Origin of the sequence: Nocardia thailandica NBRC 100428, assembly GCF_000308795.1 — a bacterium.
In the GTDB taxonomy this organism is placed as follows: domain Bacteria; phylum Actinomycetota; class Actinomycetes; order Mycobacteriales; family Mycobacteriaceae; genus Nocardia; species Nocardia thailandica.
On sequence record NZ_BAGK01000188.1, the window covers coordinates 48,286 to 65,060 of the forward strand.

Sequence of the window (16,775 nt, forward strand, 5' to 3'; positions counted from 1 at the left end):
GCCACCGGCCCTCGCCCGGTCAGTACACCGGCAGGCTCGGGTCCACCTGGTTGGCCCACGCGACCACGCCGCCCTGCAGGTGGGTGGCGTCGGCGAAGCCGGCGCGCTTGAGCGCGGCCAGCGCCTCGGCCGACCGGATGCCGGTCTTGCAGTGCAGCACGATCGGCTTGTTCTGCGGCAGCTCCGAGAGCGCCTCGCCGGAGAGGATGCGGTCCTTGGGGATCAGCGTCGCCCCGTCGATGTGCACGATGTCCCACTCGACCGGCTCGCGGACGTCGATCAGCTGCACCTTGTCGGCGTCGAGGAGGTCCTTGAGTTCGCGCGCGGTGATGGTCGACCCGGCCGCGGCCGCCATGCCCTCCTCCGAGACGACGCCGCAGAAGGCGTCGTAGTCGATCAGCTCGGTGATCGGCTGACGCTCGGGGTCGCGGCGCAGCTTGATGGTGCGGTAGTTCATGTCCAGTGCGTCGTAGACCATGAGCCTGCCGAGCAGCGTCTCGCCGATGCCGGTGATCAGCTTGATCGCCTCGGTCACCATGATCGAGCCGATGGAGGCGCACAGCACGCCGAGCACGCCGCCCTCGGCGCAGGACGGGACCATGCCCGGCGGCGGGGCCTCGGGGTAGAGGTCGCGGTAGTTGATGCCGCGGCCGTCGGGGGCGTCCTCCCAGAACACCGAGACCTGGCCCTCGAAGCGGTAGATCGAGCCCCACACGTACGGCTTGCCCGCCAGCACGGCGGCGTCGTTGACCAGGTAGCGGGTGGCGAAGTTGTCGGTGCCGTCGACGATCAGGTCGTACTCGGCGAACAGCTCGACGGCGTTGTCCGGCTCGAGGCGGATCTTGTGCAGCCGCACGTCGATGCCGGAGTTGATCTCCAGGATGGAGTCGCGGGCGCTGTCGGCCTTGGGGCGGCCGATGTCGGACTCGCCGTGGATGACCTGGCGCTGCAGGTTGGAGGCGTCGACCTCGTCGAACTCGACGATGCCGAGGGTGCCGACGCCCGCCGCCGCCAGGTAGAGCAGCGCGGGCGAACCGAGACCGCCCGCACCGATGACGAGGACCTTGGCGTTCTTGAGCCGCTTCTGCCCGTCGACGCCCAGATCCGGGATGATCAGGTGCCTGCTGTAGCGGGCGACCTCGTCCCTGGTCAGCTCCGCGGCCGGTTCGACCAGCGGCGGTAGGGATCGGGTTGATGACACGTCGATGACTCCTCGTATCGAATGGGCCGGTACCCGAGGACAACGCGGGCGGGCGGGTTGTTCTTCCCCGCTATGGTCCCGCATGGATCACATGCTCAGCCGCGCGGGTACGGCCACGGGTTGAAGCGGCAGCTCTTGCCGTCGGCGGGCACAACGCCGTCGGGGTCGAGGGCGGCGATGTCGTTGTTGCGGGTGCCGAAGGTCTGCTGCATCATCACCGGCGCCAGGCCGCCCTCGTTCTCGCACGGCTGGTGCGCGTGATAGCCGATGGCGTGCCCGACCTCGTGGTTGATCTGGTACTGGCGGTAGGAGCCGATGTCGCCGTCGAAGGCGGTCGCGCCGCGGACCCAGCGGACCTCCGAGAGCACCACCCGGTCCAGCCCGGCGTTGTAGCAGGAGGAGTCGATGGGGATCTCGAATCCACAGGTGGCGCGGGTGGTGTCGCGGGAGGTCAGCGAGAGGCGGAAGTCCGGCTCTCCCGCGTCGACCCGGCGGAACGCGAAGCGCTGGTCGTGCACCCAGCTCTTGGGGTTGGCCAGGGTGGACTCGACCATCGTCGCCACGGCCTGGTCGCCGCCGAACCCCGTGGTGTCCATGCCGTCCTCGATCTCGACGGTGTAGGTGAAGACCCGCTCGGTGCCCTTGCCGACCTGCGGGGTGCCGCCGGGCACGATGCGCCAGGTGCCCGCGCCGGTGGTGGCGTAGGGGCCGCCCTCGGGCAGGGCGCCGCTGGGCAGGTTGGCGGGGAACTTCCCGTCGCCGGGCGGGGCGCCGATGACGCCCGAGGTCGGGGCGCCGGGGCTGAGCGCGCCGAAACCCGGGTCGCGCGTAGCGGTCTCGCCGGTGGTGCGGGCGGCGTCCACGCCGACGACCACGGTGATGGCCACCAGGACCGGCAGCGCGTAGGCCCGCCAGCCGTAGGTGGAGACGAACCGGCCGAGCAGGCTCTGCTTCTTGGTCTCGCGCTGGCGCGGGGCACGACTACGGCCCTCGTCCGCGGCCAGCGGGTCCCAGCGGGCGCGCAACGGCTGCCGGGAGCGGTCGGCCGGCGAGTACAGGCCGAGCGGGTCGTAGATCTCGACTTCCCGCCCCTGCGATTCCGTCACGGACGCGGCGGCAGGGTCCCGGGGATCGGCGTCGCTCGGGTCTGCGCCGGATGGTCGTTCCGGTCGGTCGATCACCCCACCAGATTCTCACAGCGGGGCCGGGCGGTGGGCGGCGGCCGGGGCCGATCTGGGCGGTTACGGCGCGAAACCTACAGTGGGCTGGTACTACATTGAGGAAAGGCGAATCGATAAGGGCACGGACCCCAGGTATCGTCTGGGGAATCACAGTGCCGGGCCGAGCGCACCGGCGAACGACAAGAAAGCCGAGATGACTGACCTCGTGGACCGCAGGACGTCCCGCCGATCGGCACCGGACACCCCGGCACCGGCCAAGCGCGGCACCCGGCTACCGCGCGACGCGCGGCGGCAGCAACTGCTCCACGCGGCCAGCGAAGTGTTCGTCCAGCGCGGGTACCACGCCGCGGGCATGGACGAGATCTCCCAGGTCGCGGGCGTGAGCAAGCCGGTGCTGTACCAGCACTTCGCCAGCAAGCTCGAGCTGTACCTCGCCGTGCTGCAGAACTATGTCGACATCCTGGTGTCGAGCGTGCGCCAGGCGCTGCGCTCCACCACCGACAACCGCCAGCGCGTCCGCGCCGCCGTCGCCGCCTACTTCGACTTCGTCGACAACGAGATGCAGGGCTTCCGCCTGGTCTTCGAGTCCGACCTCACCAGCGAGCCGCAGGTGCAGCGGCGGGTCGAGCAGGCCACCGAGGCCTGCGTGGACGCCGTCTTCGACCTCGTCGCCCACGACTCCGGCCTCGACCCCTACCGCGCCCGCATCCTGGCCGTCGGCCTGGTCGGCGCCAGCCAGTTCACCGCCCGGTACTGGCTCGAGGCCGACCGCCCGATCCCCAAGGACGAAGCCGTCGACACCACGGTCGCCCTGGCCTGGGGCGGTCTGTCCCACGTGCCGCTGCACCCCATCGGCTGACCGTATCGGCTACTCCGCGCGCGGAGCGACCGTCGCGGCCCCGTGCCCCACGGACCGTCGTCGGCACTGTGCCTCACGGACCGTCATCGGCACTGTGCCTCACGGACCGTCATCGGCACGGTGCCTCACGGACCGTCATCGGGCACATCGCCCCCGGCCCTCCGTCTCCTACGGCATCTCGAAGACCGCCGTCGCCCACACCGAGGACCCTCGACAACCGCACCATCGATCACCTTCCGCCGGAACGCAACCCCGCACCGGCCGACCCCGAGGAGGCCGGCGAGCGAAGCGAGCGTCGCGGCCGCCCCGACGAAGAAGACCCCGACCCGATGCGGCGCAGCCGCGGGGGTCGGGGTCTTCTTCGTCGGGGCCCGAAGGGCCGCGACTCGAGCGCGCCAGCGCTCCAACTACACAGCGGCGAAGCCCACGCGCCCGCCGGTCTGCGCGCCGATCTCGACGTAGGCGACCTTGGCGGACTGGATCAGGAACTTCCGGCCCTTCTCGTCGGTCAGCGCGACGACACCGGACTGGCCGCTGAGCGCGTCGGAGACGAGGGCCTCGACCTCCTCGGGGGTCTGCGCGCTGTTGATGACGAGCTCACGCGGGCTATCCGAGATACCGATCTTGACCTCCACGGCCAACCTCCGAACGTAAGAAGAGTCCTTCTGCTGTCGGTCCCAGGCTAGTGCAGGGCGGGCACGGCCGTGACACGCCCGCCTGCGCTGTGAGCGAACGGCCGGGCGGCTGTTCGGGGCGCTGTCGGGCGGTTCAGGCGGCCGGTTCGATCAGCTGGATCTCGAGTTCGATCTTCACCGCGTCGGAGAGCAGTCCCGGCAGCGGGCCGCCGACGCCGAAGTCGGTGCGCTTGATCTCGCCGGTGGCCGAGAAGCCCGCGTGGCGGCTGCCGTCGGGCAGGTCGTTGAGTCCGCCCCATTCGACGTCGAGGGTGACCGGGCGGGTGACGTCGCCGAGGGTGGCCTCGCCGGCGACGGTGAAGGTCTCGGCGACGCGGACCGGCCCGTTCGCGCGGAAGGTGAGGGTGGGGCGGTGGGCGACGTCGAGGAAGTCGGCGGCGCGGATGTGGTTGTCGCGGTCGGGGTTTCCGGTGTCGAAGGTGTTCAGGTCGATGGTGGCGCCGATGGTGGCCGCGCCGGTCTCGTCGACGGTGAATTCGGTGTCGAATCCGGTGAAGCCGCCGCGGACCTTGGCGATGCCGAGGTGGCGGATGGTGAAGGAGACCGAGGAGTGGGCGGTGTCGAGGGCCCAGGCGCCGGGGGCGAGGGCGGTGGTGGTGGTTTCGGAAGTCGTCATGGTTCCCAGCCTGACCGGACCGCGGTCCGTTAACCACACCGCCGTTATCCTGGACCTGACAGGGCGTGGCTATCGGGCCGCCCCGCTGCCACGATCGAACGATATGACCCACCGCAGCTGCTTCGCCGAGTTCCTCGTCGCGCGCCGGGCCGAGCTGAGCCCGGCCGATGTCGGCCTGCCCGGCGGCGGACGCCGCCGCACCCCCGGCCTGCGCCGCGAGGAGGTCGCCGTCCGCGCGGGCATGAGCGCGGACTATCTGGCCCGCCTCGAGCAGGGCCGCGACACGAATCCGTCGATGGCGGTGGTCGAGGCGCTGGCCGCGGCGCTGCTGCTCAACGACGCCGAGCGCAGCCGGTTCGCCTGGCTCGCGCTGTCCGGCGGCGTCGAATCCCGGTGCCCGGAGAACGGATTCGATCCCGACTCGCTGCGGGTCGACCCCGGGGTGAGCGCCGTGCTCGACGCGCTGGGCGCGGCTCCGGCGTTCGTCCTCGGGCCGCGTCTCGAGATCCTGGCGCACAACGCGAGCTGGGCCGAGCTCGCCGACGGGCTCGGCCTGCTCGACGACGAGCCGAATCTGGCCCGCTACGTGTTCCTCGATCCCCGGGCGCGCGCCGTCTTTCCGGCGTGGGCGGAGGTGGCCGAGCAGCTGACGGCCCAGCTCGGGCTGGCGCTGCTGGCCCGGCCGTTCGATCAGCGGCTGCGCGAGCTGATCGCGGTGCTGCGGAAGGTGCCCGATTTCGAGACGCGCTGGCAGCCGCACCGGCTCGCCGCCGACACCGCGCACGGCCTGCGCCTCGAGCATCCCGACCGGGGGACGCTGTCGTTCACCGTGCAGACGCTGGAGGCCGCCCGCGACCAGCGCGTGGTGGTGTGGCTGCCCGGCGCAGACGCGGCCCGCGCGCCCGAGCTGCGGTTGCTGCGCGGGCGCGCGGGCTGAGTGCCGGGGCTAGAGGCCGAGTTCGGCCATGCGGGCCGCGTGCGAGGTCTGCATGCGGTCGAAGAGCGCGGCGATGCCGTTGAGGTCGCCGGTGACCGCGAGGACCAGCTCGGCCAGCTCGTCGCGCTGGGCCATCACGTGCTGGGCCTGGGTGATCGCCTCGCCGAGCAGGCGGCGGCCCCACAGGGTCAGGCGGTCGCGGGCCGAGCGGCTGGCGGCGACGGCGTTGCGCACCTCCTCGACCACGAACTGCGAGTGCGAGGTCTCCCCCAGCACCTCGCGCACCACGTCGGCGACCTCGGCGGGCAGGGCGCCCGCGATCTCGGTGTAGAAGTCGGCGGCCAGGCCGTCGGCGACGTAGAACTTCACCATCGACTCGAGCCAGGTCGAGGGGTCGGTGGAGGCGTGGTAGGCGTCGAGGGCGGAGCGGTAGTGCTCCATCACCGATTCGGTCTCGACCCCGCGCGCGGTGAGCGCGGCGTCGAGGACCTCGTAGTGGCCGAGTTCGGCGGCGGCCATGCGCGCCACCGCGACCCGGCCGCGCAGGTCGGGGGCGAGCGCGGCCTCCTCGGCGAGCCGGTAGAAGGCGGAGATCTCACCGTAGGCGAGCACCGCGAACAGTTCGGTCACGCCGGGGTGGTCCACCGGCAGGGTCGTGGTGGTCGGTTCGGTCGCATCCGGCGCGGCAGAGGTCTGTGCTCCCATGGTTGCCGAGCTTAGCCCCGGCGCGGACTCAGCCGCGCTCGGCAAGGAACTTGTCCAGCAGCGGCCAGGTGGTCTCCCGGGCGGTGGGCCCGGCCAGGATGCCCAGGTGGCTGCCGGGCACCTCCTCGTAGGTCACCGAGGGCGATCCCGTCAGCGTGCGCAGGCCGGCCCGCACCATCGCGCGCGGCACGATGACGTCGGCGGTGCCGCCGATCAGCAGCACGGGCACGGTCACCTTCGACAGCTCGATGGTGTGCCCGGTGAGCTCGAGCCTGCCGCGGCCCAGGTCGTCGGCCAGGATGGCCCGGCCCCACAGCTGGCCGTAGAAGCGCCCCGGGTAGCCGGGCATGCGCGCCTGGAACCGGTCGATGGATTCCATGCGGGCCAGGGTGTCGGTCGCGGTGATGTTGGAGGCGATGAACCAGGGCCGCTTGACCTCGCGGTCGAGGGCGGTGAGCCGATAGCTGAGCCGGGTCACCGGCGCGGGGACGCCGCCGAGGGCGCGGATGGCCGAGGAGACGACGCGGCCGCCGGTCGGGCGGGCGACCGCGCGCAGCTGCGGGACCATCGGCAGCCTGCTGTAGTCGAGCGGCGGGCCGACGGCGGTGACCGAGCGGATCGGCAGTTCCTCGTTCGCGGCGGCGGTGAGCAGGGCGAACAGGCCGCCGATGGACCAGCCGATCAGGTCGACCGGGGCGCCGCCGCGGTCCTCGCTGACCCGGCGCACGGCCTCGGGCAGGATGTCGGCGACCCAGTCCTCGAAGCCCATCGCGCGGTCGGCGAAGCCGATGTCGCCGTAGTCGACGAGGTAGGGCGCGCGACCGGTGTCGACGAGGTGGCGGGCCAGGCTCTGGTCGGGGCGCAGGTCGAAGCACAGCGCGGGCGCGGCGAGCGGGGGCACCAGCAGGACCGCGCCGTCGGCCGCCGGATCGGCGCCGTCGTAGCGGCGGAGCAGGCGGTGCGGCTCGTCGAACAGCACGGTGGAGGGCGCGGGATCGACGGGTTCGATCCCGCCGCCGAAGGTCAGCGCCCAGGCGTTGCGGGCCGCGAGGGCGACGGTGTCGGTGATGCTCACGACAGAAATGTCTCACAGGCGGTACCGGCGGTACCAAGTGAGCTCGATTACACCGGCGTCGCCGGGCGCCCGGCGGCGATCGAATTGCGGTGCGCCACAGCGCCGTCACGCAGGCGCGCGGGCGCCGCGCCGGCCAATTGCCCGCCAATTGCCGGGCGTGTAATTCGGGCGCGGCACAATATCACGCTACAATAACCTCGGACAACGCTCATTTGCCGCCACGGTTGCCCCCGGTGACCGGCTCGGCGGCGCGAAGTCCACGGAAAATGTGCGCGCACTCGGATCCGCATCACCGACGCGCCGCGCCGCGACCCTCCCGAGCGGCCACGCGAAACGCCTGGCCCGGGCAGGTGGCCGGCGGTGGCCGCAGTGAACATCACAGGCGGATATGTGGTCGTCGCGGGCCGACCGGCCCGCCCCACCTCGTGCGTGCGAGATGCGATACGAGGAAAGGCGCGAACCCTGAGCAAGATCAGTGTCGAACAGGAACCCGGTGTCACCGACACCCTGCTGACGGCCGAACTGGACACCACCCATACCGCCCCCAGCTTCGCCGAACTCGGCGTGCGCGACGAAATCGTGCGGGCGCTGGGCGAGATCGGCATCGAACGCACCTTCGCGATCCAGGAACTCACCCTGCCGCTGGCGCTGGCCGGTGAGGACCTCATCGGCCAGGCCCGCACGGGCATGGGCAAGACCTTCGGCTTCGGCGTGCCGCTGCTGCACCGCGTCGCCACCGCCGGCTCGGGCACCACCCCGCTCGACGGCACCCCCCGCGCGCTGGTCATCGTGCCGACGCGTGAGCTCTGCATCCAGGTCACCAACGACCTGGAGAACGCCAGCAAGTACCTCACCAACCACAAGGGCGCGCTCAAGGTCGCGGCCATCTACGGCGGGCGCCCCTACGAGTCGCAGATCGAGGCCCTGCGGGACGGCGTCGACGTGGTCGTCGGCACGCCCGGCCGACTACTCGACCTGGCCAACCAGAACCACCTGATCCTCGGCAAGATCGGCGTGCTGGTGCTGGACGAGGCCGACGAGATGCTCGACCTCGGCTTCCTGCCCGACATCGAGCGCATCCTGAACATGGTGCCCGAGGCCCGCCAGACCATGCTGTTCTCGGCGACGATGCCCGGCCCGATCATCACCCTGGCCCGCACCTTCCTGACCCGCCCGACGCACATCCGCGCCGAGGAGGCCAGCGATTCCGCGGTGCACGATCGCACCGCCCAGTTCGTCTACCGCGCCCACGCCCTGGACAAGAGCGAGCTGGTCGCGCGCGTGCTGCAGGCCGAGAGCCGCGGCGCGACCATGATCTTCACCCGCACCAAGCGCACCGCGCAGAAGGTCGCCGACGACCTGGCCGAGCGCGGGTTCGCCGTCGGCGCGGTGCACGGCGACCTCGGCCAGATCGCCCGTGAGAAGGCGCTCACGAAGTTCCGCGAGGGCAAGATCGACGTGCTGGTCGCCACCGACGTCGCCGCCCGCGGTATCGACATCGACGACGTCACCCACGTCATCAACTACCAGTGCCCCGAGGACGAGAAGACCTACGTCCACCGCATCGGCCGCACCGGCCGCGCGGGCCGCACCGGCGTCGCCGTCACCCTGATCGACTGGGACGAGCTGCACCGCTGGGCGTCCATCGACAAGGCGCTCGGCCTCGGCATCCCCGAGCCGGTGGAGACCTACTCCCGCTCGCCGCACCTGTTCAGCGACCTCGGCATCCCGGAGGGCGTCACCGGCACCGTCCGCAAGCCGCGCCCGGCCCGCGAGGAGGGCGACACGGTCGTCGAGCGCGCCGAGCGGCCCAAGAGCACCCGCAACCGTCGCCGCACCCGGGGCGGCCGCGCCACCGAGGCGGGCCAGGCGGGCACCCCGCAGACCGCCGAGGCCGCCGAGGCCGCCGAGGCCGCCGAGGCCACCACTGAAGGCGGCGCGGACGAGGGCGTCAAGCCCGCGCGCCGTCGCCGTCGCCGCCGCACCGGCGGCCAGGGCGACGCCGCGGGCGCCGAGACCACGCAGGCACCGGCGGAGTCCGCGCAGGGCGAGGCCGCCGTGGACGTCGTCCCGGCCGCCGAGTCGCAGGGCGACGCCGCCGCGCAGGCCGCGCAGGCCGACTCCGGTGACGCGCCCGCCGACAGGCCCGCCCGCCGCCGTCGCCGTCGTACCTCCGCCGAGGGCGCCGACACCGATTCCGCCGCAGCGGATTCCGCGCCCGCCGAGGGAGGCGACGCGGCCGCCGACAAGCCGGCCCGCCGCCGTCGCCGCAAGCCCGCCGCCGCGGAGTCCGACGCGCCCGCGACCGCCGATCCGGTGCCCGCGCGCGCCTGACGGATCGCGCCGCGGCGCGACCCGGTGACCACGGTCGCCGCCACTCCCCGACCGGAAGTGGCGGCGACCGTTTCGTTTCCCCGTGCGCGTCACGGCCTCGCACCGTTCGGTCGCGTGCCGTCGCCGCGCCGGGCCAACCCCCTCGGCCGCGCACGGCCACTTTCCCCTACACTCGGCCCCGTGCTCGCACCGGAGCGGCGGACGCGCGCCGATATCTTTGCCGCAGTGGCGATCGCCGTCGCCGTCGCGGTGGCGGCGATCGTGGTATGGGCCCGTGCCGATGTCACCGGGACCGAATCCGCGACGGCCGAGACGCCGGTCACCACGCCGGTGGCGGCCACGGCGCTGCCCTCGGCCCTGCGCGAACTGTGGAGCGCGGCCGACACGACGAGCAGGCGGGCTCTGGTCTCCGGCGGCGTGGTCGTCACCGGCGAGGACGGGACGGTGAGCGGGCGCGACCCGGTGACCGGCGAGCAGGTGTGGTGGTACCGCCGGGACATGCCGCTGTGCGCGCTGGAGTCGCAGTTCGGCATGGTCATCGCGGTGTACAGGGACCAGCGCGGGTGCAGCCAGGTCACCATGCTCGACGGCGACACCGGCGCCCGACGCGGCGCGCGGAGCAGCTACTCCGATCCCGAGATCACCCTGACCGGCGACGGCACCTACCTGCTGGCGCGCGGCGCCGAACGCCTGGAGCTGTGGCGCTCGGACCTGGTGCGCACCCTCGAGTACGGCTACGTCGACGCGCCGGTCAATCCGCGCACCCAGCCGCGCAAGGACTGCGAACTGCTCTCCGGCGCCTCGAGTTCGGCCCGCCTGGCGGTGCTCGAGCGCTGCCCGGACGACCCGTCCAACCGGCTGACGGTGCTCACCCCGGCCCCCAAGGACTCCACCGTCCCCGAGGAGCAGGGCTCCCACGTCCTGACCGAACCCGGCGCCGACTCCCCCGACGCGCGCGTGGTGGCGACCTCCGACACCAAGATCGCGGTCTACCTGCCGCCCGCCCCGGCCACCGCGACCGGCCCGGAGACCCCGCCCCGGCTGGCGATCTACGACGCGTCCGGCAACCCGGTCACCACCCACCGGCTGACCGCCCCGCTGACGAAGGACACCGCGACCACCCGCATCGCGGCGACCTACTACGTCTTCACCGGCGACGGCCTCATCGCCCTGAGCGCCGCCACCATGGACGTGCTGTGGAGCGTGTCCGGCGTGCTCGGCCCCCCGGCGTCCATGGCCGGTGACCTGCTCGTGCCCGTCCCCGACGGGGTGCTGGCCCTGGATCCGCAGACCGGCGCCACGGTCACCCGCATCCCGGTGACCCGCGGCGACTATCACGGCGGCCCCATCTCCACCGCCGTCGTCGGCACCACCGTGGTCGAGCGCCGCGGCGACCGCACCTACGCCCTGGGCTGAACGCCCGCGCCTGCCGGGCTGCCATGATGGCTCCCATGGCGGCTTCCGAAGAATCCCGGCTCGTCGTCCTGCGGCACGGCGAGACCGAATGGGCAAGGGCCCGCAGGCACACCAGCACCACCGACGTCCCCCTGACCCCGCACGGCGAGGCGCAGGCGAAGCAGGCGGGCGCCGTCGTGGCGGCGCTGGACCTGCGGAATCCCCTGGTGCTCACCAGCCCCCGCAGGCGCGCGGTCCACACCGCCGAGCTGGCGGGGTTGCCCGACCCGCGCGTCGACGACGACCTGGTGGAGTGGGACTACGGCGACTACGAGGGCACCACCACCGCCCAGATCCGCGAGACCGTCCCCGGCTGGACGGTGTGGACCGCGCCGGTGCCCGGCGGCGAGACGGCCGAACAGGTCCGGGTGCGCGCCGACCGGGTGCTCGGGACGGTCACGCCGCTGCTGGCGGACCGCGATGTGGTGCTGGTCGGGCACGGGCACTTCTCCCGGGTCCTCATCGCCCGCTGGGCCGAGTTCCCGGTCACCGAGGGCCGCCGGTTCGCGCTGTCCACCGCCGGGGTGAGCGTCCTCGGCTACGAGCACGACACGCGCACGATCCTGCACCACAACCTCACCACCCACCTCGATCCCGGAGGAGCCCGATGAGCCTCACCGTGCGTCGCGCCGTGCCCGCCGACGTGCCCGCGCTGGTCGACCTCGTCTACGACCTGGCCGAGTACGAGAAGGCCCGCGACGAGTGCACGCTGACCGCCGAGCAGCTCGACGCGGCGCTGTTCGGCGACCGGCCCGCGCTGTTCGCCCATGTCGCCGAGCTCGACGGCGTCGTGACCGGTTGCGCCATCTGGTTCCTCAACTTCTCCACCTGGGACGGCGTGCACGGTATCTACCTGGAGGACCTCTACGTGCGCCCCGCCGCGCGCGGGGCCGGGCTCGGGCGCGCGCTGCTGGCGGCGCTGGCGGCCGAGGCCGTCGAGCACGGGTACAGCAGGGTGGCGTGGTCGGTGCTCACCTGGAACACCCCGTCGATCGGCTTCTACGAGTCCCTCGGCGCCGACGCGCAGGACGAATGGGTCGGCTACCGCCTCTCCGGCGACGCGCTGGCCGCCCTGGCCGCGAAGGGCTGAGGGTGCGCATCGACCGGCCGCGGGAATGGCCCGCCACCCCGGACGAGGCGATCGCGCTGCAGGACCGGCTGCGGCCCGCGGTCCGCGCGGAGAACCCGGCGCCGCCGCGGTTCGCGACGGTCGCCGGGATCGACTCGGCCTACGCCGCCGACGGCACCGTCGCCACCGCCGCGGTCGTCCTCGACACCGCCACCCTGGACACCGTGGAAACGGCGGTGGCGCACGGGGTCTCGACGTTCCCCTACGTCCCCGGCCTGCTCGCCTTCCGTGAGCTGCCCGCGACGGTCGCGGCCCTGGAGCAGCTCGCCGTCACCCCCGACCTGCTGGTGTGCGACGCGCAGGGGCTGGCGCACCCGCGCCGGTTCGGGCTGGCCTGCCACGTCGGGCTGCTCGCCGGCCTGCCGACGATCGGCGTCGCCAAATCGGTGTGGGGCGACTACGCCGAGCCCGGCCCGCGGCGCGGTGACGCCACCCCGGTGACCATCGACGGCGAGGTCGTGGGGCGCGCGCTGCGCACCCGCGACGCGGTGAAGCCGCTGTTCGTCTCGGTGGGCCATCTCATCGACCTCGACACCGCGTGCGCGCAGGTGCTGGCGCTGACGCGGGGATTCCGCCAGCCCGAGACCACCCGCCGCGCCGATCACCTGTGCAGGGAGGCGCTGAAGGCCGCCGGTCAGTCGGCGGGCAGCTCGCCGTAGTCGCGCGCCATCCAGCGGTTGGACGGCGGCGCGAACAGCGTCGCCAGGGTGGCGATCACGACGACACCGAGCAGCACGCCGTAGAGCGGCTGGTGCGAATCGGTGAGCAGCGACCAGGCGACCGGGAGCAGCAGCAGGTTGGCGATGGCCGCGATGGCCCGGCCCCAGCGTTTGCCCAGCAGCAGCGAGACGCCCGCCGCCAGGACGCCGCCGCCGATGGCGCCGAACCAGATCGCGTTGCCGACGCCGCTCACGATCGACTGGTCCTCGCCGAGGGCGGCCCGCACCACGTTCACGATCGCCGCGACGACGCCGGTCACGCCCTCCAGCGTGACCAGCACGCCCGCCGCGCGCACGGTCGCCGGGACACCGGCCTCGGTCTCGTCTCGCTCTGCCACGCGGCCCAGCGTACGACGCGGCGGGCAGTGGCCCCGCGCACAGCCACTACCCTCGATGGTGTGCGCACGCTGCTCATCGTCAACCCGAATGCCACCTCGACCACCCCGGCGACCAGGGACCTGCTGGCCCACGCCCTGGAGAGCCGCACGCAGCTGACCGTTGCGCACACCCAGCACCGCGGCCACGCCGCCGAGCTGGCCCAGTGGGCCTCCACCCAGCAGATGGACCTGATCGTCGTGCACGGGGGCGACGGGACGGTCAACGAGACCATCAACGGTTTCCTGCCGCTGCCCCAGGTCGGCGACGAGGAGGTGTGGCGCCCGCGCCTCGGCATCATCCCCGGCGGTTCGGCCAACGTCTTCGCCCGCGCGCTCGGCCTGTCCCCCGATCCGGTCACCGCGACCAACCAGCTCATCGACCTGCTCGCCCGCGACGCCGACCGCCGGATCGGGCTCGGCCTGGCCGACGACCGCTGGTTCACCTTCAGCGCGGGCGTCGGCCTCGACGCCGACGTGTGCGAATCGATCGACGCCGCGCGCGCCAAGGGACACAAAGCCACCCCGGCCCGCTATCTGCGCACCACCGTGAGCCGGTTCCTGCACGCGAAGGGCAATGCGCCGACGGTCACCGTCGAGGTCCCCGGGCATGATCCGGTGGACGAGGTTCATTACGCCTTCGTCACGAATTCGAGCCCGTGGACCTATCTCGAGGACCGCCCGATTCGCACGAATCCGGGAACGTCCTTCGAAACCGGGCTCGGCGTGTTCGCCATGCGGTCCATGGGACTGATCGACACCCTGCTCGTCGCCCGACAGTTGCTGTCGACCTCGGGAAACCCGAAGTCGGACGCCCTCTTTCGGGTCGACGACGCGCCGTCGGTCCGGATCGAGACGCCGGAGCCGATCGGCCTGCAAATCGATGGCGACTTCCTCGGTAAACGCAACATGGTGCATTTCACATCCGTGCCCGAGGTACTGGATGTGGTCGCCCCCAAGCCTTCCTAGCGGGGAAACGCCGCGAAAAATCTCCCGGTTGCGCTGCAAAAACCCGCGGGTGCGAGTACAAAGGACCGGGCAGGTCCCCCATGCAGGGGCCTTCACAGCGTGAGCTTCCCCACGGTGCACTGGATACCTATTGACATCTACGGTGTTCGTGAAAGCATTCACAAGCAACCGTGCGGAAACATTCGAGTCGCACAAGTGAACGATCCACCAACCAGCGGTGCCCTTTGGGGTGCCCATGCAAAGGAGCAGAGGAATGGACTGGCGCCACAAGGCCATCTGTCGCGACGAGGACCCCGAGCTGTTCTTCCCGGTGGGTAACAGTGGTCCTGCGCTCGCGCAGATTGCCGATGCCAAGCTGGTCTGCGCCCGCTGCCCCGTCACCGCCGATTGCCTGTCGTGGGCCCTGAAGTCGGGACAGGATGCCGGCGTGTGGGGTGGCATGAGCGAAGACGAGCGTCGCGCGCTCAAGCGTCGCAACGCGCGCACCCGTACGCGCACCGTCGTCTGACCCGGACGACAACGGCGTTGCCGGGCCATCACAGCCCGGCCCGGTAACGCAGGTAGAAAGCCCGGCACCGCGAAGGTGCCGGGCTGTTTTGTTTGGGCGCTGGTGCGCCCTGGTCGCGGCCCCTTCTGTCCCGCCGAAGCGCGGGGGTTTTCGTGCGACTTCGCTGCTACGAAAACCCCCGCGCTTCGGCGGGACGGCCGCGACGCCCGCTGCGCGGGCGGGCCTCCTCGAGGTCGGCCCACGACTCACGGGAGGGCAGCTCACACGCGGGACGACCCACGGGAGGCCGGCCCACACCCGAGGCGACCCACGGGAGGCCGACCCACACCCGAGGCGACCCACGGGAGGCCAGCCCACACCCGGGGCGAGCCACGAGGCTCGGACCACGCCGGGGTCCGGCCCGCGGTAGTGCGGGCCGAGCGGTGCGGCCCACGTGGAGCATGGACCTCGCGCGACTTGACGGAATCGGTTGTGGCCCTTGGGGATCTATCAGCGTCCGCCGCGGCGGCCGAGGGGGACCCGGAGGACGGCGTCGGTGCCGATGTCGGCGCCGGGGTGCAGGCCGATGGAGCCGCCCAGTTCCGAGGTCACGAGGGTGCGGACGATCTGCAGGCCGAGGCGGTCGGAGCTCTCCAGGCGGAAGCCGGGCGGGAGGCCGCGGCCGTCGTCGCTGATGATCACGTCCAGCCAGCGGGCCGAGCGCTCCGAGCGGATCGTGACGGTCCCCTCCTGGCCCGCGTCGAAGGCGTGCTCGATGGCGTTCTGGACGAGCTCGGTCAGCACCATCACCAGCGGGGTGGCCCGCTCGGCGGAGAAGACGCCGAGCGAGCCCGCGCGGCGCACGGTGATCCGGGCGGTGTGCACGGTCGCCACGTCGGCCATGATCGGCAGCAGCCGGTCGACGACCTCGTCGAGGTCGACCTCTTCGTCCACCGACATCGACAGCATCTCGTGCACCGAGGCGATGGAGGTGACCCGGCGCACCGACTCGGTCAGCGCGACCTGCGCCTCGGGGTTCTCGGTGCGGCGGGCCTGCAGGCGCAGCAGCGCGGCGACGGTCTGCAGGTTGTTCTTCACCCGGTGGTGGATCTCGCGGATGGTGGCGTCCTTGCTCAGCAGCGCGCGGTCGCGCCGCTTGACCTCGGTGACGTCGCGCACCAGCACCGCCGGGCCGGCCAGCTCGCCGCCCGGCCGCAGGACCAGGGTGCGCAGCAGCACCGTCGCCCCGCGCGCCTCGACCTCCATCCGCCTGCCGGTGCGGCCCGCCAGCGCCGCCTGGATGTCGGCGACGACCTCCTGCGCGTCGAACGGGTCGGTGATCAGCGAGCGGGTCGTCACCGCCAGGTCCTGGCCGACCAGATCGGACTGCAACCCCATCCGGTGGTAGGCCGACTGGGCGTTGGGGCTGGCGTAGACCACGATGCCCGCGGTGTCCAGGCGGATGAAGCCGTCGCCCGCGCGCGGCGTCGAATGGGTCGCCGCGCGGTCCTCCGCGACCGGGAAGCTGCCGTCGGCGATCATCTGGGTCAGGTCGTCGGCGCAGGCCACGTACGCGGTCTCCAGGGTGCTGCGCACGCGCGTGCGCTGCAGGTCGGAGTCGCGGCTCAGCACGGCGATGACGTGTTCGCCACAGCGCACCGGGATGGCCTCGCGCACGGCGTGCACGGGACGCGGGTGATACACCCCGCCCACTTCCATCTCGGTGTCGGTGCGCACCACCGCGCCGGTGAGCAGGGTCTCGAAGACCTGCGGGAAGTCGGCGCGCGAGGCGGTGGAGCCCACCTTGTCCTCGTGGTGCACGGTGGGGGCGGTGGTCGGGCGGATCTGCGCCACGCACACCACGTCCGCGCCCTCGGACACCGGACCCGCGCCCACCCAGAGCAGCAGGTCGGCGAAGGACAGGTCGGCCAGTAACTGCCAGTCCCCCACCACCCGTTGCAGATGGTCCACGGCAAGGCCGGGCAGATCGGTGTGTTCGGCCAGCAGTTCGCTCAGAGTCGACACGAGAGGATTACCGC

Annotated in this window: 16 protein-coding genes and 1 pseudogene; 9 read left to right on the forward strand and 8 right to left on the reverse strand. The window is 72.3% G+C overall.

The window, feature by feature from the left end; genetic code table 11:
* Nucleotides 1–19: 19 nt before the first annotated feature.
* Both moeZ and ON36_RS20855 read right to left on the reverse strand, forming a co-directional pair.
* Nucleotides 20–1,201, reverse strand: a complete 1,182-nt coding sequence (gene moeZ, locus ON36_RS20850) for an adenylyltransferase/sulfurtransferase MoeZ (protein WP_043656223.1) — start codon at nt 1,199–1,201, stop codon at nt 20–22.
* A 95-nt stretch (nt 1,202–1,296) separates the two neighbouring features.
* Nucleotides 1,297–2,277: a DUF3152 domain-containing protein gene (locus ON36_RS20855; protein WP_043656373.1), complete on the reverse strand. Its 981-nt coding sequence runs from the start codon at nt 2,275–2,277 to the stop codon at nt 1,297–1,299.
* A gap of 298 nt (nt 2,278–2,575) precedes the next feature.
* Between ON36_RS20855 and fasR the strand changes: the two genes are divergently transcribed.
* Nucleotides 2,576–3,241: an HTH-type transcriptional activator FasR gene (gene fasR, locus ON36_RS20860; protein ID WP_043656225.1), complete on the forward strand. Its 666-nt coding sequence runs from the start codon at nt 2,576–2,578 to the stop codon at nt 3,239–3,241.
* A gap of 407 nt (nt 3,242–3,648) precedes the next feature.
* Here the strand turns inward: fasR and ON36_RS20865 are convergent, their stop codons facing one another.
* Nucleotides 3,649–3,876 carry a DUF3107 domain-containing protein gene (locus tag ON36_RS20865; RefSeq protein ID WP_043656227.1) on the reverse strand — a complete coding sequence of 76 codons (228 nt, stop codon included), beginning with the start codon at nt 3,874–3,876 and terminating at the stop codon, nt 3,649–3,651.
* A 133-nt stretch (nt 3,877–4,009) separates the two neighbouring features.
* Entirely contained in the window at nt 4,010–4,552 is a 543-nt protein-coding gene (locus ON36_RS20870) for a YceI family protein (RefSeq protein ID WP_043656228.1), read from the reverse strand.
* A gap of 103 nt (nt 4,553–4,655) precedes the next feature.
* Between ON36_RS20870 and ON36_RS20875 the strand changes: the two genes are divergently transcribed.
* Nucleotides 4,656–5,489 carry a helix-turn-helix transcriptional regulator gene (locus ON36_RS20875; protein WP_043656230.1) on the forward strand — a complete coding sequence of 278 codons (834 nt, stop codon included), beginning with the start codon at nt 4,656–4,658 and terminating at the stop codon, nt 5,487–5,489.
* 9 nt (nt 5,490–5,498) lie between these two features.
* On the opposite strand, the gene ON36_RS20880 is transcribed toward ON36_RS20875, so the two are convergent.
* The gene (locus tag ON36_RS20880) at nt 5,499–6,194 is read right to left on the reverse strand and encodes a ferritin-like fold-containing protein (protein WP_043656232.1); all 696 of its coding nucleotides are present in this window, start codon (nt 6,192–6,194) and stop codon (nt 5,499–5,501) included.
* A gap of 28 nt (nt 6,195–6,222) precedes the next feature.
* Complete coding sequence (locus tag ON36_RS20885; RefSeq protein WP_043656234.1) at nt 6,223–7,269, reverse strand: alpha/beta fold hydrolase; 1,047 nt, start codon at nt 7,267–7,269, stop codon at nt 6,223–6,225.
* A gap of 441 nt (nt 7,270–7,710) precedes the next feature.
* On the opposite strand from ON36_RS20885, the pseudogene ON36_RS20890 reads away from it, so the two are divergent.
* The 5 genes and pseudogenes from ON36_RS20890 to ON36_RS20910 form a co-directional block, all read left to right on the forward strand.
* Nucleotides 7,711–9,127, forward strand: a pseudogene (locus ON36_RS20890) (DEAD/DEAH box helicase); the annotation flags it as partial.
* Between the two features lie 656 nt (nt 9,128–9,783).
* On the forward strand, nt 9,784–11,019 hold the full coding sequence (locus tag ON36_RS20895; RefSeq protein ID WP_043656235.1) for an Rv3212 family protein: 1,236 nt from the start codon (nt 9,784–9,786) through the stop codon (nt 11,017–11,019).
* A 26-nt stretch (nt 11,020–11,045) separates the two neighbouring features.
* Nucleotides 11,046–11,669: an acid phosphatase gene (locus tag ON36_RS20900; protein WP_373281818.1), complete on the forward strand. Its 624-nt coding sequence runs from the start codon at nt 11,046–11,048 to the stop codon at nt 11,667–11,669.
* Nucleotides 11,666–12,148, forward strand: a complete 483-nt coding sequence (locus ON36_RS20905; RefSeq protein ID WP_043656240.1) for a GNAT family N-acetyltransferase — start codon at nt 11,666–11,668, stop codon at nt 12,146–12,148. The genes ON36_RS20900 and ON36_RS20905 overlap by 4 nt, the downstream gene beginning before the upstream one ends.
* A gap of 2 nt (nt 12,149–12,150) precedes the next feature.
* A complete protein-coding gene (locus ON36_RS20910; RefSeq protein WP_043656258.1) occupies nt 12,151–12,846 on the forward strand; it encodes an endonuclease V in 696 nt (231 codons plus the stop codon).
* On the opposite strand, the gene ON36_RS20915 is transcribed toward ON36_RS20910, so the two are convergent.
* Nucleotides 12,822–13,244 carry a hypothetical protein gene (locus tag ON36_RS20915; RefSeq protein WP_043656261.1) on the reverse strand — a complete coding sequence of 141 codons (423 nt, stop codon included), beginning with the start codon at nt 13,242–13,244 and terminating at the stop codon, nt 12,822–12,824. The two genes, ON36_RS20910 and ON36_RS20915, sit on opposite strands and share 25 nt — an antisense overlap.
* Nucleotides 13,245–13,304: 60 nt before the next feature.
* Here ON36_RS20915 and ON36_RS20920 point away from each other — a divergent pair, with 60 nt between their 5' ends.
* Nucleotides 13,305–14,249, forward strand: a complete 945-nt coding sequence (locus ON36_RS20920; protein WP_043656263.1) for a diacylglycerol/lipid kinase family protein — start codon at nt 13,305–13,307, stop codon at nt 14,247–14,249.
* A 253-nt stretch (nt 14,250–14,502) separates the two neighbouring features.
* Entirely contained in the window at nt 14,503–14,757 is a 255-nt protein-coding gene (locus tag ON36_RS20925) for a WhiB family transcriptional regulator (protein ID WP_011211115.1), read from the forward strand.
* Nucleotides 14,758–15,246: 489 nt separating this feature from the next.
* On the opposite strand, the gene ON36_RS20930 is transcribed toward ON36_RS20925, so the two are convergent.
* Nucleotides 15,247–16,761: a sensor histidine kinase gene (locus tag ON36_RS20930; RefSeq protein ID WP_043656265.1), complete on the reverse strand. Its 1,515-nt coding sequence runs from the start codon at nt 16,759–16,761 to the stop codon at nt 15,247–15,249.
* Nucleotides 16,762–16,775 lie beyond the last annotated feature (14 nt).